At 54.0% G+C, this 25,273-nt stretch carries 29 protein-coding genes; 4 read left to right on the top strand and 25 right to left on the bottom strand.

Annotated elements, in window-relative coordinates:
- Positions 1–44 precede the first annotated feature (44 nt).
- Complete coding sequence (gene artJ / locus ACQ0PY_RS08715; RefSeq protein ID WP_043001230.1) at positions 45–776, top strand: arginine ABC transporter substrate-binding protein ArtJ; 732 nt, start codon at positions 45–47, stop codon at positions 774–776.
- A gap of 94 nt (positions 777–870) precedes the next feature.
- Here the strand turns inward: artJ and rlmC are convergent, their stop codons facing one another.
- From rlmC to ACQ0PY_RS08665, 10 genes are all read right to left on the bottom strand, one after another.
- A complete protein-coding gene (rlmC, locus tag ACQ0PY_RS08710; RefSeq protein ID WP_044256376.1) occupies positions 871–2,016 on the bottom strand; it encodes a 23S rRNA (uracil(747)-C(5))-methyltransferase RlmC in 1,146 nt (381 codons plus the stop codon).
- A 40-nt stretch (positions 2,017–2,056) separates the two neighbouring features.
- Entirely contained in the window at positions 2,057–2,545 is a 489-nt protein-coding gene (locus tag ACQ0PY_RS08705; protein ID WP_109740081.1) for a YbjO family protein, read from the bottom strand.
- Positions 2,546–2,604: 59 nt separating this feature from the next.
- Complete coding sequence (potI, locus tag ACQ0PY_RS08700) at positions 2,605–3,450, bottom strand: putrescine ABC transporter permease PotI (protein WP_042320333.1); 846 nt, start codon at positions 3,448–3,450, stop codon at positions 2,605–2,607.
- Positions 3,447–4,400: a putrescine ABC transporter permease PotH gene (gene potH / locus ACQ0PY_RS08695; protein ID WP_043001233.1), complete on the bottom strand. Its 954-nt coding sequence runs from the start codon at positions 4,398–4,400 to the stop codon at positions 3,447–3,449. The genes potI and potH overlap by 4 nt, the downstream gene beginning before the upstream one ends.
- A 9-nt stretch (positions 4,401–4,409) precedes the next feature.
- Positions 4,410–5,543 (bottom strand): putrescine ABC transporter ATP-binding subunit PotG, encoded by a 1,134-nt coding sequence (gene potG, locus ACQ0PY_RS08690; protein WP_044264253.1) that lies wholly within the window; start codon positions 5,541–5,543, stop codon positions 4,410–4,412.
- Positions 5,544–5,639: 96 nt separating this feature from the next.
- Complete coding sequence (gene potF, locus ACQ0PY_RS08685) at positions 5,640–6,752, bottom strand: spermidine/putrescine ABC transporter substrate-binding protein PotF (protein ID WP_043001234.1); 1,113 nt, start codon at positions 6,750–6,752, stop codon at positions 5,640–5,642.
- A 364-nt stretch (positions 6,753–7,116) separates the two neighbouring features.
- The gene (locus tag ACQ0PY_RS08680; protein WP_043001235.1) at positions 7,117–7,593 is read right to left on the bottom strand and encodes a type III secretion system chaperone family protein; all 477 of its coding nucleotides are present in this window, start codon (positions 7,591–7,593) and stop codon (positions 7,117–7,119) included.
- A 90-nt stretch (positions 7,594–7,683) separates the two neighbouring features.
- Positions 7,684–8,586, bottom strand: a complete 903-nt coding sequence (gene rimK, locus ACQ0PY_RS08675) for a 30S ribosomal protein S6--L-glutamate ligase (RefSeq protein ID WP_044256380.1) — start codon at positions 8,584–8,586, stop codon at positions 7,684–7,686.
- A 60-nt stretch (positions 8,587–8,646) separates the two neighbouring features.
- Positions 8,647–9,369 (bottom strand): oxygen-insensitive NADPH nitroreductase, encoded by a 723-nt coding sequence (gene nfsA / locus ACQ0PY_RS08670; RefSeq protein WP_104446264.1) that lies wholly within the window; start codon positions 9,367–9,369, stop codon positions 8,647–8,649.
- Positions 9,353–9,640, bottom strand: a complete 288-nt coding sequence (locus ACQ0PY_RS08665; protein ID WP_043001238.1) for a DUF1418 family protein — start codon at positions 9,638–9,640, stop codon at positions 9,353–9,355. Before ACQ0PY_RS08665 ends, nfsA begins: the two co-directional genes overlap by 17 nt.
- 172 nt (positions 9,641–9,812) lie before the next feature.
- Between ACQ0PY_RS08665 and ACQ0PY_RS08660 the strand changes: the two genes are divergently transcribed.
- Positions 9,813–10,076, top strand: a complete 264-nt coding sequence (locus tag ACQ0PY_RS08660) for a GrxA family glutaredoxin (protein WP_109740080.1) — start codon at positions 9,813–9,815, stop codon at positions 10,074–10,076.
- 39 nt (positions 10,077–10,115) lie between these two features.
- On the opposite strand, the gene ACQ0PY_RS08655 is transcribed toward ACQ0PY_RS08660, so the two are convergent.
- Positions 10,116–10,493, bottom strand: coding sequence for an inner membrane protein YbjM (locus ACQ0PY_RS08655; RefSeq protein WP_099433408.1), 378 nt, complete (start codon positions 10,491–10,493; stop codon positions 10,116–10,118).
- A gap of 268 nt (positions 10,494–10,761) precedes the next feature.
- On the opposite strand from ACQ0PY_RS08655, the gene ACQ0PY_RS08650 reads away from it, so the two are divergent.
- Both ACQ0PY_RS08650 and ACQ0PY_RS08645 read left to right on the top strand, forming a co-directional pair.
- Positions 10,762–12,447, top strand: coding sequence for an aspartate:alanine antiporter (locus tag ACQ0PY_RS08650; protein ID WP_043001240.1), 1,686 nt, complete (start codon positions 10,762–10,764; stop codon positions 12,445–12,447).
- Between the two features lie 597 nt (positions 12,448–13,044).
- Entirely contained in the window at positions 13,045–13,671 is a 627-nt protein-coding gene (locus tag ACQ0PY_RS08645) for a GIY-YIG nuclease family protein (protein WP_224788328.1), read from the top strand.
- 74 nt (positions 13,672–13,745) lie between these two features.
- Here the strand turns inward: ACQ0PY_RS08645 and ACQ0PY_RS08640 are convergent, their stop codons facing one another.
- From ACQ0PY_RS08640 to ACQ0PY_RS08575, 14 genes are all read right to left on the bottom strand, one after another.
- Entirely contained in the window at positions 13,746–13,961 is a 216-nt protein-coding gene (locus tag ACQ0PY_RS08640) for an ogr/Delta-like zinc finger family protein (RefSeq protein ID WP_012016760.1), read from the bottom strand.
- A 67-nt stretch (positions 13,962–14,028) separates the two neighbouring features.
- Positions 14,029–15,129, bottom strand: a complete 1,101-nt coding sequence (locus ACQ0PY_RS08635) for a phage late control D family protein (RefSeq protein WP_109740079.1) — start codon at positions 15,127–15,129, stop codon at positions 14,029–14,031.
- Positions 15,126–15,611: a phage tail protein gene (locus tag ACQ0PY_RS08630; protein WP_063886510.1), complete on the bottom strand. Its 486-nt coding sequence runs from the start codon at positions 15,609–15,611 to the stop codon at positions 15,126–15,128. The genes ACQ0PY_RS08635 and ACQ0PY_RS08630 overlap by 4 nt, the downstream gene beginning before the upstream one ends.
- Positions 15,608–18,400 (bottom strand): phage tail tape measure protein, encoded by a 2,793-nt coding sequence (locus ACQ0PY_RS08625; protein ID WP_109740078.1) that lies wholly within the window; start codon positions 18,398–18,400, stop codon positions 15,608–15,610. Before ACQ0PY_RS08625 ends, ACQ0PY_RS08630 begins: the two co-directional genes overlap by 4 nt.
- Positions 18,393–18,512, bottom strand: coding sequence for a GpE family phage tail protein (locus ACQ0PY_RS08620; protein WP_000763315.1), 120 nt, complete (start codon positions 18,510–18,512; stop codon positions 18,393–18,395). The genes ACQ0PY_RS08625 and ACQ0PY_RS08620 overlap by 8 nt, the downstream gene beginning before the upstream one ends.
- 14 nt (positions 18,513–18,526) lie before the next feature.
- Positions 18,527–18,829: a phage tail assembly protein gene (locus ACQ0PY_RS08615; RefSeq protein ID WP_060773291.1), complete on the bottom strand. Its 303-nt coding sequence runs from the start codon at positions 18,827–18,829 to the stop codon at positions 18,527–18,529.
- 54 nt (positions 18,830–18,883) lie between these two features.
- The gene (locus tag ACQ0PY_RS08610) at positions 18,884–19,399 is read right to left on the bottom strand and encodes a phage major tail tube protein (RefSeq protein WP_094464801.1); all 516 of its coding nucleotides are present in this window, start codon (positions 19,397–19,399) and stop codon (positions 18,884–18,886) included.
- Positions 19,400–19,408: 9 nt separating this feature from the next.
- Positions 19,409–20,581, bottom strand: a complete 1,173-nt coding sequence (locus ACQ0PY_RS08605) for a phage tail sheath protein (RefSeq protein ID WP_109740077.1) — start codon at positions 20,579–20,581, stop codon at positions 19,409–19,411.
- Between the two features lie 254 nt (positions 20,582–20,835).
- Positions 20,836–21,432: a tail fiber assembly protein gene (locus tag ACQ0PY_RS08600; RefSeq protein ID WP_109740075.1), complete on the bottom strand. Its 597-nt coding sequence runs from the start codon at positions 21,430–21,432 to the stop codon at positions 20,836–20,838.
- Positions 21,432–22,751, bottom strand: coding sequence for a phage tail protein (locus ACQ0PY_RS08595; protein WP_109740074.1), 1,320 nt, complete (start codon positions 22,749–22,751; stop codon positions 21,432–21,434). The genes ACQ0PY_RS08600 and ACQ0PY_RS08595 overlap by 1 nt, the downstream gene beginning before the upstream one ends.
- Entirely contained in the window at positions 22,748–23,353 is a 606-nt protein-coding gene (locus tag ACQ0PY_RS08590; protein WP_069907130.1) for a phage tail protein I, read from the bottom strand. The genes ACQ0PY_RS08595 and ACQ0PY_RS08590 overlap by 4 nt, the downstream gene beginning before the upstream one ends.
- On the bottom strand, positions 23,346–24,254 hold the full coding sequence (locus ACQ0PY_RS08585) for a baseplate assembly protein (RefSeq protein WP_069907131.1): 909 nt from the start codon (positions 24,252–24,254) through the stop codon (positions 23,346–23,348). Before ACQ0PY_RS08585 ends, ACQ0PY_RS08590 begins: the two co-directional genes overlap by 8 nt.
- Complete coding sequence (locus ACQ0PY_RS08580) at positions 24,241–24,600, bottom strand: GPW/gp25 family protein (protein ID WP_069907132.1); 360 nt, start codon at positions 24,598–24,600, stop codon at positions 24,241–24,243. Before ACQ0PY_RS08580 ends, ACQ0PY_RS08585 begins: the two co-directional genes overlap by 14 nt.
- Positions 24,597–25,175, bottom strand: coding sequence for a phage baseplate assembly protein V (locus ACQ0PY_RS08575; RefSeq protein ID WP_109740620.1), 579 nt, complete (start codon positions 25,173–25,175; stop codon positions 24,597–24,599). The genes ACQ0PY_RS08580 and ACQ0PY_RS08575 overlap by 4 nt, the downstream gene beginning before the upstream one ends.
- Between the last annotated feature and the right edge of the window lie 98 nt (positions 25,176–25,273).

Raw genomic sequence — 25,273 nt, 5'->3', positions numbered from 1 at the left:
TACATGCCGCAGAAACGGCGCCTCATCATAACGGGAGTCCAACCATGAAAAAGTTAGTTCTGGCCACATTACTTGCCTCTTTCACCTTCGGTGCCTCTGCCGCTGAAAAAATCAGTTTTGGCGTCTCTGCGACCTATCCACCGTTCGAATCTATGGATGCCAATAACCAAATCGTCGGCTTCGACCTCGATCTGGCAAAAGCCTTATGCAAACAGATGCAGGCAGAATGTACTTTCACCAACCATGCATTTGACAGCCTTATCCCGGCGCTCAAGTTCAAAAAATATGACGCTGTGATTTCCGGTATGGATATCACTCCAGAGCGGAGCAAACAGGTGGCGTTTACGACCCCCTACTATGCCAACTCGGCGCTGGTGATTTCGAAGAAAGATACCTATAAAACCTTTGCCGACCTGAAAGGTAAACGTATCGGGATGGAAAACGGCACCACTCACCAGAAATACTTGCAGGACAAGCACCCGGAAGTGAAAACCGTGGCCTATGACAGCTATCAGAATGCGTTTATCGACCTGAAAAATGGCCGTATTGATGGTGTATTCGGTGATACCGCCGTGGTGAACGAGTGGCTGAAAACTAACCCGCAGTTGGGTGTGGCAACCGAGAAAGTCACCGATCCACAGTACTTCGGTACCGGCCTCGGCATCGCGGTTCGCCCGGATAATAAAGTGCTGCTGGATAAACTGAACGCTGCGCTGGCGGCGATCAAGGCCGATGGTACGTACCAAAAAATCAACGACCAGTGGTTCCCGCAGTAAGACCGAGAATTGGCTGTAGAGTGCCTGATGACGCTACGCTTATCAGGCCTACAAAATACACTTCACTCGCAAGCCGGATAAGGCGCCTCCGCCGCTATCCGGCAAACCGTGACTCGTCCTTCAGCAACAATGTCAGCACTTCATAATGCGCGGTATGTGGGAACATATCGAAAAGCTGTACCCGTTCAATGCGATAGCCTGGCAATGCGGCAATGTCTTTCGCCATCGTCTGCGCATTACAGCTGGAATAGATGATAAATTGCGGTGCCATTCGGCTGAGGTAATCACACAAGGATTTACCAATTCCGCGGCGCGGCGGGTTCACCAGCACCAGATCCGGCACAGCCCCCTGCCCGGTGGCAAACTGCGTCGAATCCAGCGCCTGAAAATGAAGATTGGTTAAGCCCAGTTCCGCCGCTGACTGCTTCGCACAGGCAATGGCTTCCGGCGCAATTTCAATTCCCGTCAACTGCATCTGCGGCGTCGCGCAGTGCAGACCAAACCCACCGACACCACAGAACAGATCCCACATGTGGTTCACCGGCAACTGCCGCACCCAGTCACGCGCTGTGGCATATAATTGGCTTGCCACCGCCGGGTTGGTCTGGAAGAAACTGTGCGGGCGGATCCACAGCGGCACGTCGTTAAACCGCTCCGCCAGCGCCTGCTGTTCAGTCAGGAAGATTTCTGTCTCCCCTTCCATAATCGCCATATGTACCGGCTGAAGATTGACGCTGATGACCTTCAGTTGCGGCAGTTGCGCCTGCAACCACGGCAGCGCAGCACGCAACTGCGCCAGTTTACTGTCGGAACGCAGAACAAAGCGCAGCATCATACCGCCATCAAACTGACTTTCCGTCAGCAAAAGGTACTTAAGCTCTCCACGTTTGCGCGCCACGTTGTAGGGAGTTAGTCCGGCCCGCGCAATAAACGGTTTCAGCACAGCAAACACCGGCGCAAACGAGGCCGGATAGAGCGGGCAATCGCACAGATCTTCTGGCGTACCATCGCGATGCAACATGCCCAGCAACGGTTTTTCCACGCTGCCGCTGACCACCATCTTCGCCTTATTGCGAAACGCCTGCTCCGGGCCGCTGACCGGCACGCACCATTCTCCGACGGGAAAACCGGTAAGCAAATTTCGCAGATCGGCGGTTTTGGCGGTGAGTTGCTCGCCCACGGGCTGCGTGATCCACTGACAGGAACGACAACGATCGGCGTCATAGAGTGCGCACTGCATACGGAAACCTTTATCTAAACAGGGGCGAGGATTATACACATTATTGTAAGCGGAAGAAGCGACGACTGGCCGCGGGCACAAACAGTAATAACAGCACCAGCATATCGGGCAGTTTTTGCATTACCAGCGTACGCAGAATCTCCCGCTTTGACTCACCCGCAATGCTGAACAGCTCTGGATAGCCGTAGCCCAGCGAGGCCGCCCACAAATAGCTGGCGGCAATCACCTGCGTGAGGAGATAGATCCAGCGCGCCCAGTTATGCCCTTTCACCAGTGAAAACGCACACCAGATTTCAATAAATACCAGCAACAGGCTGCCGAGAAAAACCAGCGTTAAATTCCATGTCTGCACGCTGCGATGAATAAACTCGCCCAGTCCGCGAATGCCAAGGGTGTTGAAAATCATCAGCAGGTCGAGCCCACGGATCATAATAATGGCGAGCGCCGCCACCTGCACCAGCGTGGGCACATTCAGGCGGGCATGTGATGAGGATGTTTTATTAAAAAATCCCAACGAATCGTCTTCCATGAAAACAATGCCGCGACGAGCGCGGCATTATGTAGCCAGGTTGGCAGATTTTAGTGTCTTCAGTCACGTCTTGCACGTTGGATATCGCGGATCCGCTGTTTTTCCGTGCGAGCCATCAAATACCAGGCGATAAAACCAACAATTCCCACCACCCCGAGTATCAGCGTCGCCAGGGCGTTAATTTCCGGGTTAACGCCCATCCGCACGCTGGAGAAGACCAGCATCGGTAACGTGGTCGCGCCCGGTCCGGAGACAAAACTGGCAATGACCAGATCGTCCAGCGACAGGGTAAACGCCAGCAGCCAGCCGGAGACCACCGCTGGCATAATCATCGGCAGCGTAATCACAAAGAACACCTTCAGCGGCGTCGCCCCCAGATCCATCGCCGCTTCCTCAATGGAGCGATCCAGTTCACGCAGGCGCGAGGAGATCACCACCGCCACATACGCCGTACAGAACGTGACGTGTGCCAGCCAGATAGTCAGCATGCCACGATCTGACGGCCAGCCAATAGCGTGCCCCAGTGCGACAAACAGCAGCAACAAAGAGAGCCCGGTGATCACATCCGGCATCACCAGCGGCGCGGTGATCATAAAGGCAAAGCCGTTCGACCCGCGAAAGCGACCAAAACGCACCATCACCACCGCAGCAATTGTGCCGAGTATCGCCGCCATGGTCGCCGCGCAGGCGGCGATGGTCAGACTCAACCCCACTGCGCTCATCATTGCGCTATCGCGGAACAGTTCGCCGTACCAGCGCGTTGACCATCCCGCCCACACCGTGACCAGTTTGGAACTGTTAAACGAGTAGATGACCAGCATCAGCATCGGCGCATACAGGAAAGTAAACCCGAGCACCAGAATCACAATCCGCCAGGGCGAACGAATTACCGGTAAGTTGTTCATCCGTGGGCCCCTCCGCTTTTTTGCTGATGTTTGTGAAACCACATAATCGGGACGATCAGCAGCAGCAACATGACAATCGCGACCGCAGACGCCACCGGCCAGTCGCGGTTGTTAAAGAATTCCTGCCACAGCACGCGACCAATCATGATGCTGTCTGGCCCGCCGAGCAGTTCCGGGATCACAAACTCGCCCACCGCCGGAATGAACACCAGCATAGAACCGGCAATAATGCCACCTTTGGTCAGCGGGACGATCACACTAAAGAACGTTTTCAACGGACGCGCCCCCAGATCCAGCGACGCTTCCACCAGCGAGTAATCAATCCGCGTCAGTGCGGTATAAATCGGCAGCACCATGAACGGCAAATAGGCGTACACAATACCGATATACACCGCCAGATTGGTGTGCAGAATGGTCAGCGGCTGGTCAATTACGCCCAGCCACAGCAGAAAGTTATTCAACACGCCATTATTTTTCAGTATCCCCATCCAGGCATATACGCGGATCAAAAACGAGGTCCACGACGGCAGGATCACCAACAGCAGCAGAATATTACGCGTTGACGGCTTGCTATGCGCCACCGCCCACGCCAATGGATACCCCAGCAGCAGACAGCAGAGCGTCGAGATCCCCGCCACCTGTAGTGACTGCAGATAAGCATCAAAGTAGAGCGGATCGTCCGTCAACTGCAGGAAGTTACCGAGATTAAGGGTGATCGACAGTTGCCCGTCGGCCCACTCCATCAGCTCCGTATACGGCGGGATCGCTCGCGCCATCTCCGCCAGACTGATTTTAAAGACGATCAGAAAAGGCAGCAGAAACAGCAGGATCAGCCAGACGTAAGGCAACGCTATCACCAGTTTGCGCCCGTGTTTCATCTGCACGCGCGCCAGCCAGAACGTAAAGCCGCCTGGTTTTTCTACGCGTGCCGGAGGTTCAAGTGTACTCATCTTCGCTCCTTAAACCGTCAACACCACACAACTGTCCGCATCCCAGCACAGACGCACCTCATCGCCCCAGGTCGGCAGACCTTTGCGATAACGGTGAGCGTTTTGCAACTGGGCGCTGATCATCTGTCCGCTTTTCAGGCGAACGTGATAGATGGAGAGATCGCCAAGATAGGCAATGTGCACCACTTCACCGACGGCGAAGTTAAAACCGTCGGCAGGCGGCTCTTCGCAGAGCATGATTTTTTCCGGACGCAGCGCCACGTGCACCGGCACGTTATCCACCACCGACGCATCCGGATCGACCTTCAACGGATGCACCAGCCCAGGAGAATAGAGCACCAGACCGTCTTCCTGGCGCTCTTTAATTACGCCCTCAAAGACATTGACCGAGCCGATAAACTCTGCGCTGTAGCGCGTGGTCGGGTGCTCGTAAATTTCTTCCGGCTCACCGATTTGCACAAACTTGCCACGGTTCATAATGGCGATACGCCCGGCCATGGTCATCGCCTCTTCCTGATCGTGCGTCACCATCACGCAGGTTACGCCGACGCGCTCAAGGATATCGACCACTTCGAGCTGCATACGGTCACGCAGCTTTTTATCCAGTGCGCCCATCGGTTCGTCGAGCAGCAGAAGTTTAGGCCGTTTTGCCAGGCTTCTCGCCAGCGCCACACGCTGACGCTGACCGCCGGAAAGCTGATGCGGTTTGCGTTTAGCGAACTCCTGCATATGCACCAGACCTAACATCTCGTCGACCCGGCTGGCAATTTCTGCTTTCGGCAGTTTGTCCTGCTTCAGGCCAAAGGCGATATTCTGTTCCACCGTCATATGGGGAAACAGCGCATAGGACTGAAACATCATATTGATGGGCCGTAAATACGGCGGCACCTGGGACAGGTCGACGCCATCCAGCATGATTTGTCCGGTAGTAGGTTGTTCAAACCCCGCCAGCATGCGCAACAGCGTGGATTTTCCACAGCCTGATGCGCCCAGCAGGGCAAAGATTTCGCCTTTATAAATGGTCAGACTTACGTCATCGACAGCGTGCTGACCATCGAAGGATTTGGTCAGGTTGCGGATTTCGAGGAGCGGCGTCAGCGCTTTACGGGTTTTCGCCTGCGGGCGTGGGGTGGCATCATTCACGGGGTGCTCTCCGGCAGAAACAATCATGGTGCAGGCGCACCAGAACGGTGCGCCAGTTGCCGGGAGCGCTTCGCTTGCCCGGCCTACGGTAAAAGGTTATTTACCGCTTTTCACCTTGGTCCAGGCACGCGTACGGACGCGGTCAATCTTCGGATCCTGAACTTTCAGGGTGAACATCTTCGCGCGCACGTCTGCTGGCGGATAAATACCTGGATTATCACGCACTTCTGCACTCACCAACGCCGTCGCCTCTTTGTTGGCATTCGCGTAGAACACGTGGTCAGAGATATGCGCAATCACATCCGGGCGCAACAGGTAGTTGAGGAACTGATAGGCCTCGTCTTTATTTTTGGCATCTGCTGGCATCGCGAAGACATCAAAGAAGGCCATTGCCCCTTCCTTCGGAATCGAGAAGGAGATATTGACGCCATTCTTCGCCTCTTTCGCCCGGTTGGCGGCCTGCCAGACATCTCCTGCCCAGCCAATCGCCACACAGGTATCGCCGTTAGCCAGGTCGTTGATGTACTGCGAAGAGTGGAAGTAACGGATATTCGGCCGCAGCTTGAGCAGCAGATCGGTAGCCGGTCCGGTATAGTCGTCTGCTTTGGTGCTGTTCGGATCTTTACCCAGATAGTTCAGCACGGTGGCAAACACCTCTTCCGGCGCATCGAGGAAAGAGACGCCACAGCTCTTGAGTTTTTCAAGATTTTCCGGCTTCAGCACCAGATCCCAGCTATTAAGCGGGGCATCAGCGCCGAGCACCGCTTTCACTTTATCGACGTTGTAGCCAATACCGGTGGTCGCCCACATATACGGCATCGCGAATTTATTGTCCGGGTCGTGTTTGGCGACCAGTTTCAGCAATTCCGGATCGAGGTTTTTCCAGCCCGGCAGTTTGCTCTTATCCAGCGGCTGGAAAACGCCTGCCGTCAACTGACGTTCAAGAAAGCTCGCGGAAGGCACTACCAGATCAAAACCGGTGCTACCTGCCATCAGTTTGCCTTCCAGCACTTCGTTGGAGTCAAAAACGTCATAGACCACTTTGATGCCGGTCTCTTTTTCAAAATTAGCGACCGTATCTGGCGCAATATAATCAGACCAGTTATAGATATGGAGTGTTTTTTGTTCTGCAGCGAGCGTGCCGGCAGAGACGGCCATCAGAGCACCCGCAACCAGACCCGATAGCCATTTTTTATTTAAGGCGGTCATAATCTCTTTCCTTATCAAAGTTCGTTAACAAACGAACCAAAAAAGTTGCACTCAATGCTATGCAAGAAACGTGCATAGTTTGTCACTCGGCAAAAACCAGGAAGAGTGGACGCTCCCCCGACCGTTATTGCTCGCTGTAATTAAGCTTCGCAAGAATAACTTTAGCCAGGGTTTCAGGCTATAGCCCAGATTAAAAAACGCCTTTTATCAATTTTTTATGCAATTTATGTCTATGTGATAAAGCGAAATAGCGGGAAAGGAGGTGAATAATTCTTTAAAGAAAGGTTAAATGCAGAATAAAAGAACGTAAACCGCAGCCGCTCTGGCAGCGACTGCGCTATACGCGCCATACTTCACGTTAAAATCAGTGAAGAAAATGGTTCTCAACGCTGCTTTTTTGCGCGTCTTCTTCGGCGGTAAACAGCATCTGGTGCGCGCCCGCTTCAAGAATGACCATGGATATCTGCTCTTCGCTCTGGCGCACGAACCACTCGAACTGCGCGTAAGTTACCCCTTGCATAACGGATAAAGACTGGCAAACCACCAGCTTTGGCAGATTATCATCCTGCATATCCAGAAACGCCTTCACGGTGAGGGAACTGGCATTGATGGCAGACAGATCCGCGGCCAGCGGCAGTAACGCAGAAGGCCTCACTTCAGCCATCGCGGAAAACAGCAGCGTATTATCGACGAGATCTAATTTCGCATCGTAGATGCCGTCAAAATTTTGCATGTGTGGTAAATGCAGTGCCTGACAGGTATCACATTCAAAAAAACTCATGCCCAGGTCGTCGAGCCATTGCCGCAACGTATCCAGAGTGGGAACGACCAATTCTGTCATAATAATGTGCTACCTCTTACGATAAAAAAATACCGGCACAGCTTACGCAAAAAGTGTTCGTCATGCCACGATCATCGGCGATATTAAAGACTAGCCACCCGTTTTGAGACAAAATTCAGCCGTCGCGTGGCGTTCGATCCACTGAATCATCCGCCCGGCGATATCGATACCGGTGGTTTTTTCGATCCCTTCCAGACCCGGAGAAGCATTCACTTCCATCACCAGCGGGCCGCGCTCGGCGCGTAAAATATCAACACCAGCGACATCAAGCCCCATCGTCTGCGCGGCTTTTATCGCAATTTTGCGCTCACGGGGAGTAATGTTGGCAATGCAGGCGACGCCGCCGCGATGGAGATTAGAACGAAAATCGCCGTCCTTCGCCCGTCGTTCGATGGCAGCAACCACCTCATCCCCCACCACCAGACAGCGAATATCGCGGCCTTTGGCCTCTTTAATATATTCCTGAACCAGAATGTGGGCGTTAAGCCCCCGGAACGCATCCACGACGCTCTCGGCAGCCTGACGGGTTTCTGCCAGTACCACGCCAATTCCTTGCGTTCCCTCCACCAGTTTCACCACCAACGGCGCGCCACCAACCATATCGATCAGATCGCTGGTGTCATCCGGCGAGTGCGCAATGCCGGTAATCGGGAGATCGATACCCTGACGCGCCAGCAACTGCAACGAACGCAGCTTATCGCGGGCGCGGGTAATCGCTACAGATTCATTCAACGGATAGCTGCCCAGCATCTCAAACTGGCGTAGCACCGCCGTACCATAAAAGGTAATCGCCGAACCAATACGCGGAATGACGGCATCAAAATGAGGCAACTTGCGTCCTTTATAATGAATTGAGGACGCCGCCGGATTGATGTTCATATAGCAGGAAAGCGGGTCGAGTATTTCAACCAGATGACCACGCGTCATCGCCGCTTCACGCAGGCGCTTACACGAGTAGAGCGTTCCATCCCGGGACAATATGGCAATTTTCACCCTGCACCTCTCTGCATCACTCGATCTCTATCCCGCGTATCATACACAGCGGCAGAATTTTTAGCGCGTGGCCCAACCCTGTTTATGCAAATATTCCAGGATAAAGGGACGATTTTCCTTAATCAGCGTGCGGCGAATATGATCGCTCCAGGTGTCACGGCGGGTATTGCTGCCACGGCTGAGATAATACTGCGCGAGCTGTTCGTCATAATCAGCCAGCACGTCCTTGTCGAGCGGCTGATAACGATTTTCGTGCATCACTATCGCTGCGGGCAGGCGCGGCTTCAGCTCCGGGTTATCAGCAGGCCAGCCCAGGCACAGCCCAAACAGCGGCAGTACGTGTTTTGGCAGCGCCAGCAACTCGGTGACAGATTCGATATTATTGCGCAATCCGCCGATATAGACACCACCCAGACCCAGCGATTCCGCCGCCGTCAGCGCGTTTTGCGCCATCATCGCCGTATCAACGACGCCCAGCAACAACTGCTCTGCAAGGCCTAATTGCGCTTCAGGGCAAATCTGCAAATGACGGTTGAAGTCGGCGCAGAAGACCCAAAACTCAGCGGCCTGCGCAACGTGCTGTTGACCGCCGGTTAAGGGTACCAGTGCGTCACGTAGCACCGGATCCGTAATACGAATAATGGACGTACACTGCAAAAAGCTGGAGCTGGAAGTCGCCTGAGCGGCGGCCAGAATCGCCTCTCGCTGTTCAGGCGTAATCGGTTGATCGGTATAATGGCGAATCGAGCGGTGATGACGCAGAAGGTTAATGGTTGGAGTCATTCTCTTTTTCTCTGTCAGAACGGGATGAATCGGATGAGGGCTTCATCAGTTGGGGCGCCAGCCGCTGCGCGACTTGCCAGACGAATGCCAGTGCGGCGGGGATCATCAACAGCACGCCCAAAAAAAGCATGATAATGACCGCTAACGAGCTGTTAAACGGGGCGGGAAGCGTCAGGTAGTGGTTCAGCAACAGCAAAGCCAGCGCCAGGAGCACCATACCCACCATTTCCAGAATCAATACACTTTTTGGTAACGCGCCGGTCATACGCACAGGAAGCCCCCTTTTGTGAGACATAGTGTAAGGCGTTCAGCGTGAATGTGTTTAACAGATATAGACTAAATGTATCGAAGTAAAAGGTGCAACCTACTGTTCAAGACTGACGATTAGCGTCATCATAGCAGCCATTCGCCGTCAGGCTTTGAGTTCGAGGAGAGAGACTACAATGTTTACTGTTATTTTTGGTCGCCCGGGTTGCCCTTACTGTGTACGCGCAAAAGAACTGGCAGATAAACTGAGCAACGAGCGCGATGATTTCAACTATCGCTACATCGACATCCACGCGGAAGGCATCACCAAAGCGGACCTGGAAAAAACCGTCGGCAAACCGGTTGAAACCGTGCCGCAGATTTTTGTTGATCAGAAACACATCGGCGGTTGCACCGATTTTGAAGCCTGGGCGAAAGAGAATTTGAACCTGTTCGCCTGAGTACTGTGAGTGATGTCATAACGCCCTCTTCGGAGGGCGTTATTGGTTTTTACGCTGTCGCGGTCTGAACAAACTGCTAATGAACAGGAAGCATAAGGCTCCCAAAGCGCACCAGAATACGGCGCTGAATAACCACGCCATCTCCTGCCACAGCGAGCGAGTGGGCGTAAAGAAAAGACGCGTGAGCAGCAAACAACAAGGTGCCGCAAGCATCGCGCCAAGGAGCGGTTTGATCACCTCCCGGCGATGAGAGCAAAAACTGGCGACCGCGCCTGGCAGCGTAAAAAACAGTAGCCCAATTTCAGGATGCCCGGCCGCCCGAAATGCCCCTTTCATGTTCATCGTCAGAAAAAGACAGACAACCATAAAGAGCACAAAGCAGCAGACCGCTCCTACCCAACCATGCTTATATTTCAATCTTTTCTCCTGACACTGTCTCTATCGAACACACTTTTCGCCAAAGGCGTCCAGTCAGATAAAGCCGTTCAGCATTCCGTGCCAAAATACGCCAACACGATTCTTATAGCCGTTGATACGTAATGAGATTAAACTAGCCAGATTATATTGTTGTGCCGCTTATATTCGGGCTGTGAATATGTCACAATCGCCCTTATTTGATGGCAAAACAGTAGCCTAAATTACCATTTCTTTCAACAGCTTACTCGTAAACAAGAAGTTAGTCTCCGTGAATATAAACGTCGCCGATTTGTTAAATGGGAATTACATCCTGTTATTATTCGTTGTACTGGCTCTCGGCCTGTGTCTCGGTAAATTGCGTCTGGGTTCCATCCAACTGGGTAATTCCATTGGCGTTTTAGTCGTCTCTCTCTTATTAGGGCAACAGCATTTCAGTATTAACACTGACGCACTGAATCTGGGCTTTATGCTGTTTATTTTTTGTGTCGGCGTTGAAGCGGGTCCTAACTTTTTTTCCATTTTTTTTCGGGACGGGAAGAATTACCTGATGCTGGCTCTGGTGATGGTCGGCAGCGCGCTGCTGATCGCCCTGGGGCTGGGTAAGCTATTTGGCTGGGACATCGGCCTGACGGCCGGTATGCTGGCTGGTTCAATGACGTCTACCCCGGTTCTGGTCGGTGCTGGCGATACGCTGCGCCATTTTGGAATGGAGAGCGCACAGCTTTCCCGGGCGCTGGATAACCTGAGCCTGGGCTACGCACTGACCTACCTGATCGGTCTGGTCAGCCTGATCGTCGGCGCACGCTATCTGCCAAAATTACAGCATCAGGATCTGCAAACCAGCGCCCAGCAAATCGCCCGTGAACGCGGTCTGGACACCGACACGAACCGGAAGGTGTACCTGCCGGTCATTCGTGCTTATCGCGTCGGCCCGGAACTGGTCGCCTGGACGGACGGAAAGAACCTGCGGGAGCTCGGCATTTACCGCGCAACTGGCTGCTACATTGAACGCATCCGTCGTAACGGTATTCTGGCAAACCCGGACGGTGACGCCGTGCTGCAGATGGGTGATGAAATCGCGCTGGTCGGCTATCCGGATGCTCATGCCCGCCTCGACCCCAGCTTTCGTAACGGCAAAGAGGTGTTTGACCGCGACCTGCTCGACATGCGGATCGTCACGGAAGAGATCGTGGTGAAAAACCACAATGCCGTGGGACGCCGTCTTGCGCAACTGAAGCTCACCGATCACGGCTGCTTCCTGAACCGCGTGATTCGTTCGCAGATTGAAATGCCAATTGATGACAACGTGGTGCTCAACAAAGGCGACGTATTGCAGGTCAGCGGCGACGCGCGCCGGGTGAAAACAATCGCGGATCGTATTGGCTTTATCTCGATTCACAGCCAGGTCACCGATCTGCTGGCCTTCTGTGCGTTCTTCATTATTGGTCTGATGATCGGCATGATCACCTTCCAGTTCAGCAACTTCAGTTTCGGCATCGGTAACGCCGCTGGATTGCTGTTCGCCGGGATCATGCTGGGCTTCCTGCGTGCTAACCATCCCACATTTGGCTACATCCCGCAGGGAGCGCTGAATATGGTGAAAGAGTTCGGCCTGATGGTCTTTATGGCGGGCGTTGGCTTAAGCGCAGGCAGTGGCATCGGTCAGGGGTTAGGGGCAATTGGCGGTCAAATGCTGATTGCTGGTCTGATCGTCAGCCTGGTGCCGGTGATCATTTGCTTCCTGTTCGGCGCCTATGTCTTGCGCATGAACCGGGCGCTTCTTTTTGGCGCCATGATGGGGGCGCGTACCTGCGCACCGGCGATGGAAATTATCAGCGATACCGCGCGTAGCAATATCCCGGCACTCGGTTACGCAGGCACCTACGCGATAGCCAACGTGCTACTGACACTGGCGGGGACACTCATCATCATCATCTGGCCAGGCTTAGGATAAAACTGAAGTTGTCCCTTAAGTGAAAATTTTTTGCAGATATGTAGAACTTTTCCTCAAGGTGTCAGTCATAACTAGTGCCACTGCTTTTCTTTGATGTCCCCAATTTGTGGAGCCCATCAACCCCGCCGTTTTGGTTCAAGGTTGATGGGTTTTTTGTTGCCTGAATTTCGGGGCCTTTCTAATCAGTAAGTTACAAACCACCTTTGAGCCTGATGGCGACAAAATGGCGGCAGCGCTTTTACCGAGCGGGCATAAGTCTTTGCTTTATGCCGTTTCAATCGCGTACAACAACTCAACCAAAGCAACCGCGCCGACATCGTCCCAGCACAAATAACTCGACAAAGAACTTGTTCCTGAATCCTTCCCTAAAATTTTCTGACAGATAGCCTGATGATCACTTGATGCAGTAACCCATACAGTCCCACCCTTGTGGCAAAAGTAAGTCGAACCTTTCAACCCATCCCGTTGAATGCGTTTCTTCCAGGTATCCACCTTCTGTGTCGTGACTCTCAAACTCATCATTCCCCCTAAGTAAATCAAGCATTCCCAGTTGATGATCCCATAAAATATCAGGATGAATCAGCGCGGAGAATATGAGTGTTTAATTTTTATCCTGACAAAACATTCAGCAGAACAGATGTCATGAGTCGCCCCACACCTGTTCCTGCTGTGAATGGGATTTATTTCTGGTGGTTCAAAGAGATCCCCTCTGGCGTGCCAACTGAGGGTTGCATAAGTCAGAATGGATACACACTGCTCTATGTCGGTATTTCACCTGATAAAAAAGGCAAACCGAATAGCCGTGCCAATCTTCGACAGCGCATCAAAACCCACTATAGCGGAAACGCCGAAGGCTCAACACTCAGGCGCACGCTCGGGGTTTTACTGGCGACGGAAAGCAATTTCCCGCTCCGTCGGGTTGGCTCGGGAAAGAGAACGACATTTACCCACCCTGGCGAGCAATGGCTGGACCAGTGGATGGAAAAGAATGCCAGGGTGTATTGGGTAGCAGATGAAGAACCCTGGGTGCTGGAAGAAACGTTAATTTCCAGCATTTCGCTGCCCTTAAACCTTCAGGGAAACAACCACGCCTTTAAACCTATCCTTTCAGCAATGCGCAGCAAAGCCATGGCAGAAGCCAAATTAATGGAAATTGCAGATGAAACAGGATTTAGCAGGAGTGTAGTTGCAGAAATGGTGAAGCAAGCTGTCCCGGCGGAATAAGCCACATATGAAATCCGCCGCTACGTAATCCAGTTCAGTACTGAGAACCCTATTACGCCAGCGGCGGGGCAATATCAGTAAGCTAATTGTTCCTGCATCCCTTTCGGATGAGGTGGTGCAGCGCTGATTTTTTGTGGACGGCACACTGAACGGACAAACGTTTCATGCGTTACGAAGGTATGCCCACATTCTATGTTAGTGCACTGGTTGTATCGCTCTTTGGTTTCACTGGAAACCTGAAAGCTACTACGTGTATGCGCGGCCTGCCCGCACATAGGACAATTCATCATAATAATCAGCCCTCATTATTAACCAGTTCGCAATAATGATACATCATTGTTCTCAATTTGGAACTAATCATTCAATTTCGAACTCATTTATTTTCACCTCAAGCTCCAGACTGGTCGTAAACCCACTATCCGGGCTGACGTTATGCGTCAGTGTGGTGATGGTCCACTCAGCCTCATCAATCGGCTGCTTAAACCCCGTCACCTTCACCGGCATTTCTGTATAGAGATCGGCCCGCCCCTCAGCGAGCTGCAGAGAAAATGACGCAACACCACGCTGCAGGCGTTCCCATTGCATTTTTGCCGCACGCTCAGCATTGCTCCGGTTGGCGTAGGTACGATTAAGAACCAGCACGTTTTCATCCGTTCCCACCAGATAATCACCCTGTTTTGCTTCCGGCTCTTTGGGTGTGGTGGTTTTCTTGCGACGTCGCTTTACCTGCGTTGTTTCTTTCTTCTTTGGTTCACGGGTATGCAGCCAACTGGCAATAACGCCCGTATACGCGCCACGATCGGCCAGGGTAAAACGATGACCGTCACCGGCCTTACGCTCAATGGTGATTACCGGCAGCGGCTTACCGCTCGCCGTCCTTCCCTGCCCCTGCCGGATAAACAACAGATTTCCATCCTTCACGGAAGCAATCGCCCCATACTGGCGTGCCAGCCTCATCAGGAAACTGGCATCGCTTTCATTGGTCTGGTCCAGATGCTCCAGCGTCTTATCCGTCAGGTCTTTACCCAGCGCCATTTTGAGGTTATGCCGGGCGGCGATTTCTTTTATCACCTCCCCCACCGTTGTCTGATGCCATGATTTTTCGCGCCGTGTATTGAGGGTTTCACGGAAATCTGCGCTACGCGCCCGGATGGTCAGCCGGTCAGGTGCACCGCTGTGTTCAATTTCATCTACGGTAAAAGCCCCTTTAGGGAAAAGCGGCTGGCCCTTCCATCCCAGCGCCAGCTGAATAACGGCACCACGTCGCGGCAGAACGATCTGCCCGTCGGCGTCGTCCAGCTCCAGATCAAGCTGGTCCGCTTCAAAACCCCGGTTATCGGTCAGCGTCAGACTCATCAGGCGCGCATCCAGCGCGGTTGTCACGTCCTTACCTTCAATGGTAATACTGAAAGCCGGGCTTTTGCTGTTAAGGTTCAGGAGTTCAGAATTAAAGTTCACTGCAGCAACCCTCCAACTGTGTTTTTGATTCCCCCAATTGCAGAGGCTGCAGAATCCTGCAGGTTGCTGAGCTGGTCACTCAGGCTCCCGAACAAGTCAGACAGCGACTCATCAACCCGTTTGAGGGTAATCGTAAACTCAATGCGTCTGGGCATGCCGCTTGCAAAAAACTCCGTTTTGGTCTGGCTCAGACTTTCAATCACAAACATACCGTAAATGGTTCCACTTCCTTCAATCAGAGGCCAGGCTTTGCCCTGCTCCGCCATCAACTCCAGCGCCAGCAATGACAGCCTGCCGCCGGTGACTTCCGGCAGCAGTACGCCAGATAGCGTGAGCGAGTCATTATCCGGCCCAAGGAACTGCGTTGACGGACGACGGTTCACCCGATTGTTCGCAGCGTGTCGCCAGCTGCGCTGATACTGCAGCTCCTGATACGGCACGGTGCGCAACATAAATACATACAGCCCCAGCACCATCATCATGAATCATATCCCCCTTGATCGCTGAAATTACTGCGCGCTTTTGCTCTGGCCTTGCGTTCACGCTCGTCGAGCTGCCGCGCCACTTCGCGGGCAATATCCTGTGCACTCTGTCCCGGCTGGGCAACGATATGAATGGGTGCGTTGATTTCATAACGGATAACAGATGGCTGGCTGTCGGTCTTAACAGACTGCGTCTGATATGCACGGGCTGGAAGGCTGAACGGATGAAGCGGTGCCGCTTCTGCAGGTACTGCCGCCACACCCATAACTCCGGCAACCATGGACGCCAGTGCAGCAGTGCGCCGCCGGCTGGTTATATTTGCCGGGCCGTTTACAATTTCCGGCCCATTCTCCCCAACGATGCCAAACTGACCGCGCGGGATGGTGCCGCCACTGTCATACATCCCCGAAAAAGGAACTGACGCAGCGCCACCCACTACCTGCACCTGCGTTTTACCCGACGCATTATTTCCGGTCATCCAGTCTGGCAGGTATTCAGTGACAGATGACAGTTTGCTTTTAAGCGCCTCCCATCTGGCATTAATCCCGTTCAGAATACCGTCAATGATAGCGCTGCCCATGTCCTGAAATTTTGCCGGGAGCGCGGCAACGTCTGCCAGAATGGCAGCCCATTTATCACTGATGGCCTGTCTGATACTGGCCCATGCTTCAGACACTCCGGCCCTGATGGCGTCCCAGTTTTTGGCAATCAACCCTGGCAGGGTGTAGTTGAAGAACAGAAATTTAATACCTTCCCAGGCATTGCTGACAGCCTGTTTAATCCATTCCCACGCAGCAGTTGTGGCAGCGCAAACTGCATCCCACATAGCTTTGAACTTCGGTCCCAGCGCGTCCCAGTTCTGCCAGATATAAACTGCCCCCATCGCAATCAGGCCAATCACAGCCAGTATGGGGTTTGCAAACATCAGGCGGCCCAGCCACATAATCCCCTTACCGACACTGCCGATGGCCTTGCTGATCAGACCAAAGGCGCTTCCTCCTTTGATACCCAGGACAGAGAACTGCAGGCGCATCAATGCAAGAGGGCCAAGCACCGCCGACACTGCCAGCATCATTGTCCCCAGCACCGCTGCAACAGAGGCAATGCCCGCAACAACTTTCAGCAAGCCACCTGCCAGCTTCGGGTTTTCCTCAACCCAGCGGCGTAATATTCCCGTGACCTGCTTTACCGTTCCCATGATCGCCATCAGAGGCTCACGCAGCGTTTCGCCCAGACTACTGAAAGCGTTTTGCGCGCCCGTCTTAACCAGCAACCACTGAGCTGACAATGAATCTTTGTTGATGTCCGATTCTTTCTGCATGGAGCCGTTTGCGTTACTGCCGGATGTGAGTTTCAGCTGGCGCTGCAGCTCCGGCAGGTTGTTAGCCAGTTTTGCTGCATCATCGCCAAACTCTTTGCCAAAAATCATCGTCATCGCTGACAGGCGTTTATCCTGCGGCAGATTGTTGACCTTCTCCAGAACGCGCTGAATAGTGCCCATGGCATCGGTGGTCATCTGCTTTTCAATCTCTGCCGGGTTAAGTTTCAGCAGATCCATGCCCTCAAAGAAGCGCTTACTCTGCATGGTCGCAATGGACAGTTCACGCACCATAGCATTAGAGGCACTGGCAGCTATTTCCGGTGCGGCACCAAGTGAAAGGAATGTGGAACCAAGCGCTGCCGCTTTGCGATAGTCCAGGCGATCAGCCACGCCGCCCATACGCTGCAGCACGTCGATAATATCTCCGCCCTTTGACATGGCGTTATCGTCCAGGTAGTTCAGTGCATCACCCAGTTGTTCAATATTGCGGGTTGGCACCTTATACAGCTGCGCGATTTTCCCCAGCCCTTCCGCCAGTTCATCGGCGGGCAGCTCAAATGCCGTTGCGGCTTTTGCCGCTGTGGATGCAAAGGCCAGCAGGTCACGTTTCTGGTCCTCGTAAGGATCGTCCTGGTTGGTCACGCCCATGCGTGCGCCGCCCTCAACCAGCGCGGCATAATCAATGGCACCGTTTTCCATCGGCAAATCTTCGCTGGCAGCCTTAATGGCATCCTGCATGTCATAATAATGTCTGGTACGGTTGCCGTTATCATCACGCAGGCCATTCATCTGCTTTGCCACACCTTTCATGGCATCTTCAATGCTTGAATAGCTCTTAACAGCAGCCACCACAGGCGCACCCATTGCCACCCCGACGGCGGTAGTGCTCGCTCCTGCCCCGGCAATGCGATCCCGAACTTCCAGACTTCTGGAATAGTGATCACGGGCAGCATTCATTCTGGCCTGCTGTTCACCCAGATGTTTCAGGGATTTCTGCTGACGGTCCAGCGCCTGTCTTGTTTCATCGGCATTCTGTCGCAGTTCCCGCTGCGCACTGCTGAGTTTCTTTGTATCCAGCCCGGCTTCATTCAGCGCCAGACGCTGACGCTGTACTGACTGGCGAAGCCCGTTATATTTACTCTGCAGCTCAGTGACACGGCTTTTTGCCTGCTCAAGCAGTCTGGCCTGTGCCGCCGTCGGGCGGTTAGTGGCGGAAAACTGCGTGGCGAGTTTTGCCGCTTCTTCACGTGCGGCTTTCAGGCTGTTGCCCGTGACAGCCAGTTGCGTACTGGCTTTGCGGAAACCGTCAATCTTACCCGCCTGCGTATCTAATTCTTTCAGTCGGGTACGGCTTTGCTGGATAGCGGCAGCCAGCTCTTTTGAGCTGGTCTGCGCGGCCCGGAATGGACGGGTGATTTTATCAACCGCATTCAGAATCACCTGCAGACGCAGGTTATTGTCACTCATCGCTGGCCCCGCTTCTCTGAATTGCTTTGTGCCGCCACTCCAGCACATCAGTCAGCGGCATAACGTCAGTGATGGACGGCGACCAGTGAAAGATGGTGGCAATGTCTGCCACCAGATCATCAACCGTCAGGCTGTCGGTAAACCGGCAAGCACCGACTTCTTCAACAAAAAAGTCACCACCTCTACCGACAACGCGGTGAGATCGGCGGGGTCCAGTTCTGCCATTTCCTGCGCGGTCAGTGTCGGGGTGGAAATACGCGGGATGACGGTCATCATCGCGCCCACATCCATATCCATGATTGCCTGCAGGCGTGTCCCGCGCAGTGCGCCGGACTGCGGTTTGCGCAGCACAATTTCGGTGATTTCAGTTTTACCGCGCTTGATCGGGGTATCCAGTTGCACGGTCCTTTCAGTCAGCTTGTCGCTCATGTTCGTTTCCTGTTAATGAAATACTGGCGCGGCTGCCCGCGCCGTTAAGGTTAATCAGAGGCCGAGGGCGTTGCGGTGTGCTTCCATCAGGTCCACGCCGTCAACGATTTCAACCATGTTGACCAGATCGACCTCATAGAGCACCTCACCGTTAATGGTCAGCTTCGCGTAGCTGTTGGTGCTGCTGACTTTGGTGGAGCTGCTCTCGCCGGTTTTCCACTCGCCGGAATCCACTTCTTTATGACGCCCGCGCACAACCAGCTCAACAGCCTGCACTTCGCCGGTATCGTCACGCTGAATGGAGCCGGTGAAACGCAACTGGATACCGTCCACCGTGGCAGTGCCCATCTGCTTGAATAACAGCAGCTCAGTGCCGCCGATTGAAAATTCCGTGTCCAGTGCGCCGTCATCCAGCCCCATGTCCACATCCACCGCGCCCGGCATGCCACCACCGCGATACTTCTCAAACTTGCGGGTGAATTTCGGCAGGGTCAGAGACTCAACAATCCCCTGCCAGTTGTTCCCGTCGTTGAACAGGTTCAGGTGTTTTAACTTACGTGGTAAAGCCATGATTTCCCCTTATGCAGCAACGCGGCTGGCGAAATCCACCAGATAGCGATCGGTGATGCGCTGGCGCAGCATCAGGTTTTCAAGCGGTGGCACCGGCGTGTAGTCGTAGTCGATGGTGAGTTTTCCAGCTTTCAGGGAGTCTTTATCGTTCACGGACTCATCCAGCCAGCAGTCAGCCCCGATGAGATACCCCTGATTCACCAGGCTGCGCAGTTTGGCGCGGATACCTTCGATGATGTCGCGAGCCAGTGACGGGTTAAGTGGTTTATCCACTGCCCACATGTGCCCCTCTGCGATGGTGTCAGCCAGCACCTGCGCTGTGCGGGTGTAGTTTTCAAAAGCAAACAGCGGATCGTCACTGAGGCAACGGGAACCCCAGAAACGAAAGCCGTCTTTGCGGATAAGCGTGGTGACGTCATTCTGGTTCAGCAGTCCTGCATCGGTTGCAGGGTCCTGCAGATCCCAGAACACATCTGCGGAAATGCCGGTGACGCCGTTCACGCCCACGTTGGACAGGGTTTTGTGCCAGCCGGTCTGTTCGTCAATTTTTGCGCGCAGTCCAAGCGCGCGGGCGGAGGCGTAAGCCGTCGCATCTGCATTCAGCACAGTGTCAAAATTGATGAAGTCAGGCCAGATCAGCATCCCCTCGCGCTGGCTGAAATTGTCACGATAGACAATGGCTTCTTCCACCGTTTTGCATCCGTAGGCGGACAGATATGCAAACCCACGCAGACTCTGTGCCACACTCAGCAGTTCTGTAGCAACAGCCTGCGTGTCATGTCCCGGCACACCGAGAATGCGCGGCTTGACCTCGAGCTGCGCCTGCGCCGAAAGCAGCGCTTTCATACCTGTTTTTTTACCGTCAGCGCTCACGCCTCCAATAATATTGGAGGTGGTTTCCGCTTCGGTTTCGCCCTGCGCCACACGCACGACAACGGTTACGGGTTTAGCCTGGTCTGCAATCGCATCCAGTGAACGAGCCAGCGTACCGGACTCGCCCGCTTTACCACTGGCCGTCAGTACATCGGTCAGCAGGACTGGCTTATTAAGTGGAAAAGTCACGGGATCGGCATCGTCGCCGGTACAAACAAGACCGACAACTGCCGTGCTTACTGTTCTGATAGGGCGGGTGCCGTCGTTAACCTCAACGACGCGCACGCCGTGGTGGTAGTCCTGAGCCATAAGGCAGTCTCTCCGGTTTACAGGGTGTCTGCCTATGTTCTGGGTGATATGCCTTCCATGCACGCAGTCGGCAATGTGTCAGTGCTGGCACAATGAAACCATTGTTAAACTTACCGACTGGCAGGGAATTTTTTGTACAAGGTGGATAAACCCACATCGAAGATCAACAACCGACGCAGAAAAATCATTGCAGCTGGCACGGAAAAAATATCGGGTCTTACTGATACGTGTTGATACAGCAAACCCCGTATGACCTACACCACCGGGGGAACAGGCCAGTTAATATCTGGAGCACGGGAGGTTTCAACGGCTTCCAGCGCATCGAGATAATCCAGCCACAAAAAATACTGCTCCTTCTCTGTATCGCAGAGCCGTCCCATGACTGCTCTGCCGGGCCACTGCTTACGGTTTATATAGTCGTTGGCCTGCGTTATGAGATACTGCTTTTGCGCGTCAGCATCAGATACCAGTGCAGTATGTTCGGCCTCTGCATTTTTAACCCACTTCTTACCGTCCCACTTATCGAACATCGACGACGGCTCAGTAGCAACAAATCCCTCTTTGATCGGCCCGATGTAGTCCACTACTGACGGGGCTTTATTTTCCATCCAATAAACGGTTACGCCACGATAATCTTCCTCAGGTTGCCAGCCAGAACCATTGAACAGATACACCCTTTCTGTAATGTCTTCACCTGGTTCTATATCGGTAGAATTTCCAGGCATGCTCACACCGACATGAATATATTCATCCGACCAACCGGTATATTCTCCCGTCACCGCATCAAAATAAAAACAGCGAACATCTCCAGGCGTGGTAGCCAGCCTATTTTCATCAAATACAGGTTTCATTATTTGGCCCTTACAAGAAAGTTTAAAGCAATGTTGCGTGAACGGTTTTCACCAGCAGTTGGAACAACGGTTGACGCATCAAATATGGCATCGTATCGGTATCCAGCACTGGTTACTGCAACTGCATTAGGTCTAATGATCCCCTTGAATGCACCAGTAACGAACGTATCAACAATGTCCTGAGTTGTTGCGTTTGTCATAACCCCATTTACAGTGCCGGTTATATTTCTGATAGCATCACCCTGAGCTGACAGTAATGCACGTCCACCATCAACACCGCGCCCATCGTCCCAGATTCGCGGGAAATCGCCACGCATATCCGGGATAACCAAACCAGTCCAGATTCGAGCCAGTTTGGGATATTCCGTAGCGGAGAACGATGCGCCATTGGGTTTCAGAAACACCATGTTTGACCATTCCGGCATCACTGTATTTGGCATGGCAGCAGAGGGCCAGAAGAACGGAATACCTATCGGCGGAGCGCCTGCTCCCAAACCAAGGTTTTTGAGAAACTCTGAAACATCAGCAATGTCTTTTCCATTGGCAGCCTTGTCCATCTTTCCGGCAAGCGCATTTGTCATGGTGGTGGCAAAATTAGGATCGTTTCCCAACGCCTCCGCCAGTTCGTTAAGGGTATCGAGTGCAGCTGGAGAAGATGTCACCAGTGCAGCAATTGCCGCCTGCACAAAAGCCGTGTTAGCAAGTTGCGTGGAATTATTACCTGCCGCTGCCGTCGGCGCTTTTGGCGTACCAGTGAATGTCGGACTGGCTTTTGGCGCATACTGCGCATGGGGATCGTTAGCGGCGATATGCTTTGCCATCAGGTCATCCACATACACTTTTAGCTCCAGCACCCTGTCATCCACATACTTGCGGGTTGCCAGCACCACTGCCGGGTCAATTTTCAGAGTGATGTTATCGGTACTGCTGGTAATCAGTACCATGCGCACGGTCTGCGTGCGCCCGCTCCCCTCCGCGAGCTGCGGCTTGTAGCTCTCCGGGCAGTTTCCCACGGCAATCAGAGCGCCAGTCTCATCAAACAGACCCACCTCACGAATCCACCAACCGCCTTCCGTTTCGGGGATCACCTGCTCAGCAATAATCTGGCTACTGTTTTGCGGATCGATATACAGCAAATTCAGCGCTGCGCGGCGTTTTTCAGCAACTAACGCGGTCTGCTGCGCGCTTGGCGTGGGTAATACGCCACCACCGTCGCCAACTGCCATCTGGGTAATTTTCAATGGAACACCGAGCGCGGCGGCGCTTGCCAGTTTCGCCGCCCCGATATCCGTCAGCAGGGTGTAAAATTTTGCGCTCATGGATTTACTCTCATTGTGTCAATAAAATGGACCGCCCCGCCCTCATAAGCGGTGCCACCGGAAATAATGGTGTCGTTGATGTACGGGTAGATCGTGATTTCCTCGCCAGTGTAAGTGGCGGCCCCCATAAAATACGGCCCACTGGTCTGCAGGTTGATGGACATGCCGATCAGGTGACGGCTGCACGGTTTGGCATCACCGATCAGCCGCTCAAGTTCCAGATAGGTTTCTTCCGTGATGCCCTGGTCCTGTACGCCAATGTCCATGCGGAATGTCCCCGGCGTCTCGCCGGTCTGCCACCACTCAATGATGCGGATCAGGAAGCCGAACGGCTCCACCACGCGCCGCACTGCGCTGGTTGTCCCCTTATGCTGATGGATATAGAAAGCATCCTGCACCACACGGCGCTTGACGCTCTCCGTCCAGCTTTCGTCCCAGCGGTCAACGGAAAACGCCCACGCCAGATAAGGCAGGAACCTGACCGGACACGTTGCCGGATTCCACAGGTCGCGCAGCGGCACCATAAGTCCGGAAATTCCGCTGCAGGTCTGCGCCAGTCGGCGCTCAAGCGGCGATGAACCTGGCGGCAGCAGGCTATTCATCCGTGCCTCCGTTGGTGATGCTCCATTCCGTACAGGACGCCGCCTGCGTCTTATCCAGCACAACATCTGCCAGCGGTGACGCCAGCTCCACACGCTGGACGCCCTCGACATGCAACGCGGCATAAATCGCGCTGCGACGGATATCACGGCCCAGCCGCGTCTGACTGGCGATATACTTCTGCAGGCTGGCTTTTGCTTCTGCCATCACCGGCTCAGCTTCTGGCCCCGGATAAAGATAGATCGTCGCATCCACGCTGTAAGGGATAATTTCGGCGCTGCGCACCGTCAGGCGGTCTGCTACCGGACGCACGTTCTCGCTGTTAAGCGCCTGCTCAACTACCGCCAGCAGGTCAGCCCCTGCTGTACCATCACCCTCACGACTCAGTACGGTAAGCACCACCTCCGCCGGTGCCGGGCTGGTTGCGCTGGCGTCAGCCACACGCCCGTCCGCGCTTCTGGCGTGAAACTCATAGGCCGCCGTCGGCCCCGCAACGGACAATCCCTCAAACGCAGCCGGAACACGCAGACGCAGCGCCTCATCGCTTTCCATCACTGCCGTGACCGGCGGCACCGCGTCGCTGTCAGCAGGCGTTACCGTCAGGCGTTTCACGTTGTAGTTGGCTGCCAGCTGATCGAGATCGCCGCCGATGGCATACGCCACCATGACCGCCTGCGCGGCCTCATTGATACGCTGGCGCAGCAGGATTTCGCGGTAGGTGCTTTCCTGCAGTAGTTTGGTGACGGGTTCAGATTCCAGCGCCAGCGTGCGCCGTACCGCGTCCTGCTCATCCGCCGGATAAAGAGCCACAAAAGCGGCTTTGCGCTCAGCCAGCAACGTCTCAAAATCCGGCACGTCCACTATCTGCGGCGCGGGCAGTTGGGAAAGGTCAATGACTGCCATTGTCTGCTCCTGTCGATACGGAAAGGGAAACCGGCGCACCGTTATTGCGCTGCCCGGTAAGCTCAACCACCATGGAGCCGTCAAAATTGCTGCTGATGGTGATGGAATCCAGCGTAAGCCGTGGCTCCCAGCGACTCAGGGCCATATAGACCGCAGACATAACCTGCAGGCGCAGTGCCGGGTTCTGCGGCTGGTCAATCAGGGCGGACAGCAGGGAACCATATTCCCTGCGGGCAATCCGGCTGCCCTGCGGTGTCAGCAGAATATCCCGCACTGACTGGCGCAGATGGTCAGTGTCTGTAATGCTATGTCCATCTTTCTGGTTCATGCCTATGTACAGCGTCATACCGGACCTCCGGTATTTGCACCTCCCTTCGCAACACCAGTATGCTCATGGACATCCACCACGATCCCGTTGGAACTCATCGCACCACCGCCCTGTGTAACGCCACCATTGATCACCACCTCGCTGTTAATGCGCGTGGTGTCGGCCTCCACCACAAACTCACCGGTTTTGAGGGTGATATTGTCCACCGCCTCGATCACCATGGATTTGATACCCCTGACATACCACCGCCCGGTGGCGGGTTCATACTCAAACCATCCCCCGTCCGGGTACTCCGTCACGCAGCCGTCCACGGAATCCGACGGCGGCGCAAACTGACTGGAATAGATGGCGGGCAGTACAAAGGCGGTTTCAAGATTGCCGCCCATGCTCAGGACCACCACCTGCTCATCCGGCGACGGGCACCACCATGTACGGGCACCACCTGCGCGCAGCGTCAGCCAATTAATCCAGTTGGTTTCAAGGTCGCCCGTTTTCACCCGGCACAGCCAGTTGTCCCGGTCCACTTCGGTCACGGTGCCGGTGCGGATCAGGTTGGTGATAAGGCGCATGATTTCTGTGAGTTGTGCGTTCATGTTGTCAGATTGCATGTGATGTCATTTTTTAAAAACAATGCTTCATTGTCTGGTCTTTGATACAAATACTCACGGACAGTTAACTGTGAGGGAACTCG

Source organism: Citrobacter sp. LST-B2 (genome assembly GCF_057983045.1).
This window is presented reverse-complemented; position numbering and strand designations above follow the sequence as displayed.

What these genes read in the sequence shown, in the direction of transcription:
- artJ (WP_043001230.1), top strand. Translation starts at nt 45, where the DNA reads ATGAAAAAGTTAGTTCTGGCCACATTACTTGCCTCTTTCACCTTCGGT.
- rlmC (WP_044256376.1), bottom strand. Translation starts at nt 2,016, where the DNA reads ATGCAGTGCGCACTCTATGACGCCGATCGTTGTCGTTCCTGTCAGTGG.
- ACQ0PY_RS08705 (WP_109740081.1), bottom strand. Translation starts at nt 2,545, where the DNA reads ATGGAAGACGATTCGTTGGGATTTTTTAATAAAACATCCTCATCACAT.
- potI (WP_042320333.1), bottom strand. Translation starts at nt 3,450, where the DNA reads ATGAACAACTTACCGGTAATTCGTTCGCCCTGGCGGATTGTGATTCTG.
- potH (WP_043001233.1), bottom strand. Translation starts at nt 4,400, where the DNA reads ATGAGTACACTTGAACCTCCGGCACGCGTAGAAAAACCAGGCGGCTTT.
- potF (WP_043001234.1), bottom strand. Translation starts at nt 6,752, where the DNA reads ATGACCGCCTTAAATAAAAAATGGCTATCGGGTCTGGTTGCGGGTGCT.
- ACQ0PY_RS08680 (WP_043001235.1), bottom strand. Translation starts at nt 7,593, where the DNA reads ATGACAGAATTGGTCGTTCCCACTCTGGATACGTTGCGGCAATGGCTC.
- nfsA (WP_104446264.1), bottom strand. Translation starts at nt 9,369, where the DNA reads ATGACTCCAACCATTAACCTTCTGCGTCATCACCGCTCGATTCGCCAT.
- ACQ0PY_RS08660 (WP_109740080.1), top strand. Translation starts at nt 9,813, where the DNA reads ATGTTTACTGTTATTTTTGGTCGCCCGGGTTGCCCTTACTGTGTACGC.
- ACQ0PY_RS08640 (WP_012016760.1), bottom strand. Translation starts at nt 13,961, where the DNA reads ATGATGAATTGTCCTATGTGCGGGCAGGCCGCGCATACACGTAGTAGC.
- ACQ0PY_RS08630 (WP_063886510.1), bottom strand. Translation starts at nt 15,611, where the DNA reads ATGATGATGGTGCTGGGGCTGTATGTATTTATGTTGCGCACCGTGCCG.
- ACQ0PY_RS08625 (WP_109740078.1), bottom strand. Translation starts at nt 18,400, where the DNA reads ATGAGTGACAATAACCTGCGTCTGCAGGTGATTCTGAATGCGGTTGAT.
- ACQ0PY_RS08615 (WP_060773291.1), bottom strand. Translation starts at nt 18,829, where the DNA reads ATGAGCGACAAGCTGACTGAAAGGACCGTGCAACTGGATACCCCGATC.
- ACQ0PY_RS08610 (WP_094464801.1), bottom strand. Translation starts at nt 19,399, where the DNA reads ATGGCTTTACCACGTAAGTTAAAACACCTGAACCTGTTCAACGACGGG.
- ACQ0PY_RS08605 (WP_109740077.1), bottom strand. Translation starts at nt 20,581, where the DNA reads ATGGCTCAGGACTACCACCACGGCGTGCGCGTCGTTGAGGTTAACGAC.
- ACQ0PY_RS08600 (WP_109740075.1), bottom strand. Translation starts at nt 21,432, where the DNA reads ATGAAACCTGTATTTGATGAAAATAGGCTGGCTACCACGCCTGGAGAT.
- ACQ0PY_RS08595 (WP_109740074.1), bottom strand. Translation starts at nt 22,751, where the DNA reads ATGAGCGCAAAATTTTACACCCTGCTGACGGATATCGGGGCGGCGAAA.
- ACQ0PY_RS08590 (WP_069907130.1), bottom strand. Translation starts at nt 23,353, where the DNA reads ATGAATAGCCTGCTGCCGCCAGGTTCATCGCCGCTTGAGCGCCGACTG.
- ACQ0PY_RS08585 (WP_069907131.1), bottom strand. Translation starts at nt 24,254, where the DNA reads ATGGCAGTCATTGACCTTTCCCAACTGCCCGCGCCGCAGATAGTGGAC.
- ACQ0PY_RS08580 (WP_069907132.1), bottom strand. Translation starts at nt 24,600, where the DNA reads ATGACGCTGTACATAGGCATGAACCAGAAAGATGGACATAGCATTACA.
- ACQ0PY_RS08575 (WP_109740620.1), bottom strand. Translation starts at nt 25,175, where the DNA reads ATGAACGCACAACTCACAGAAATCATGCGCCTTATCACCAACCTGATC.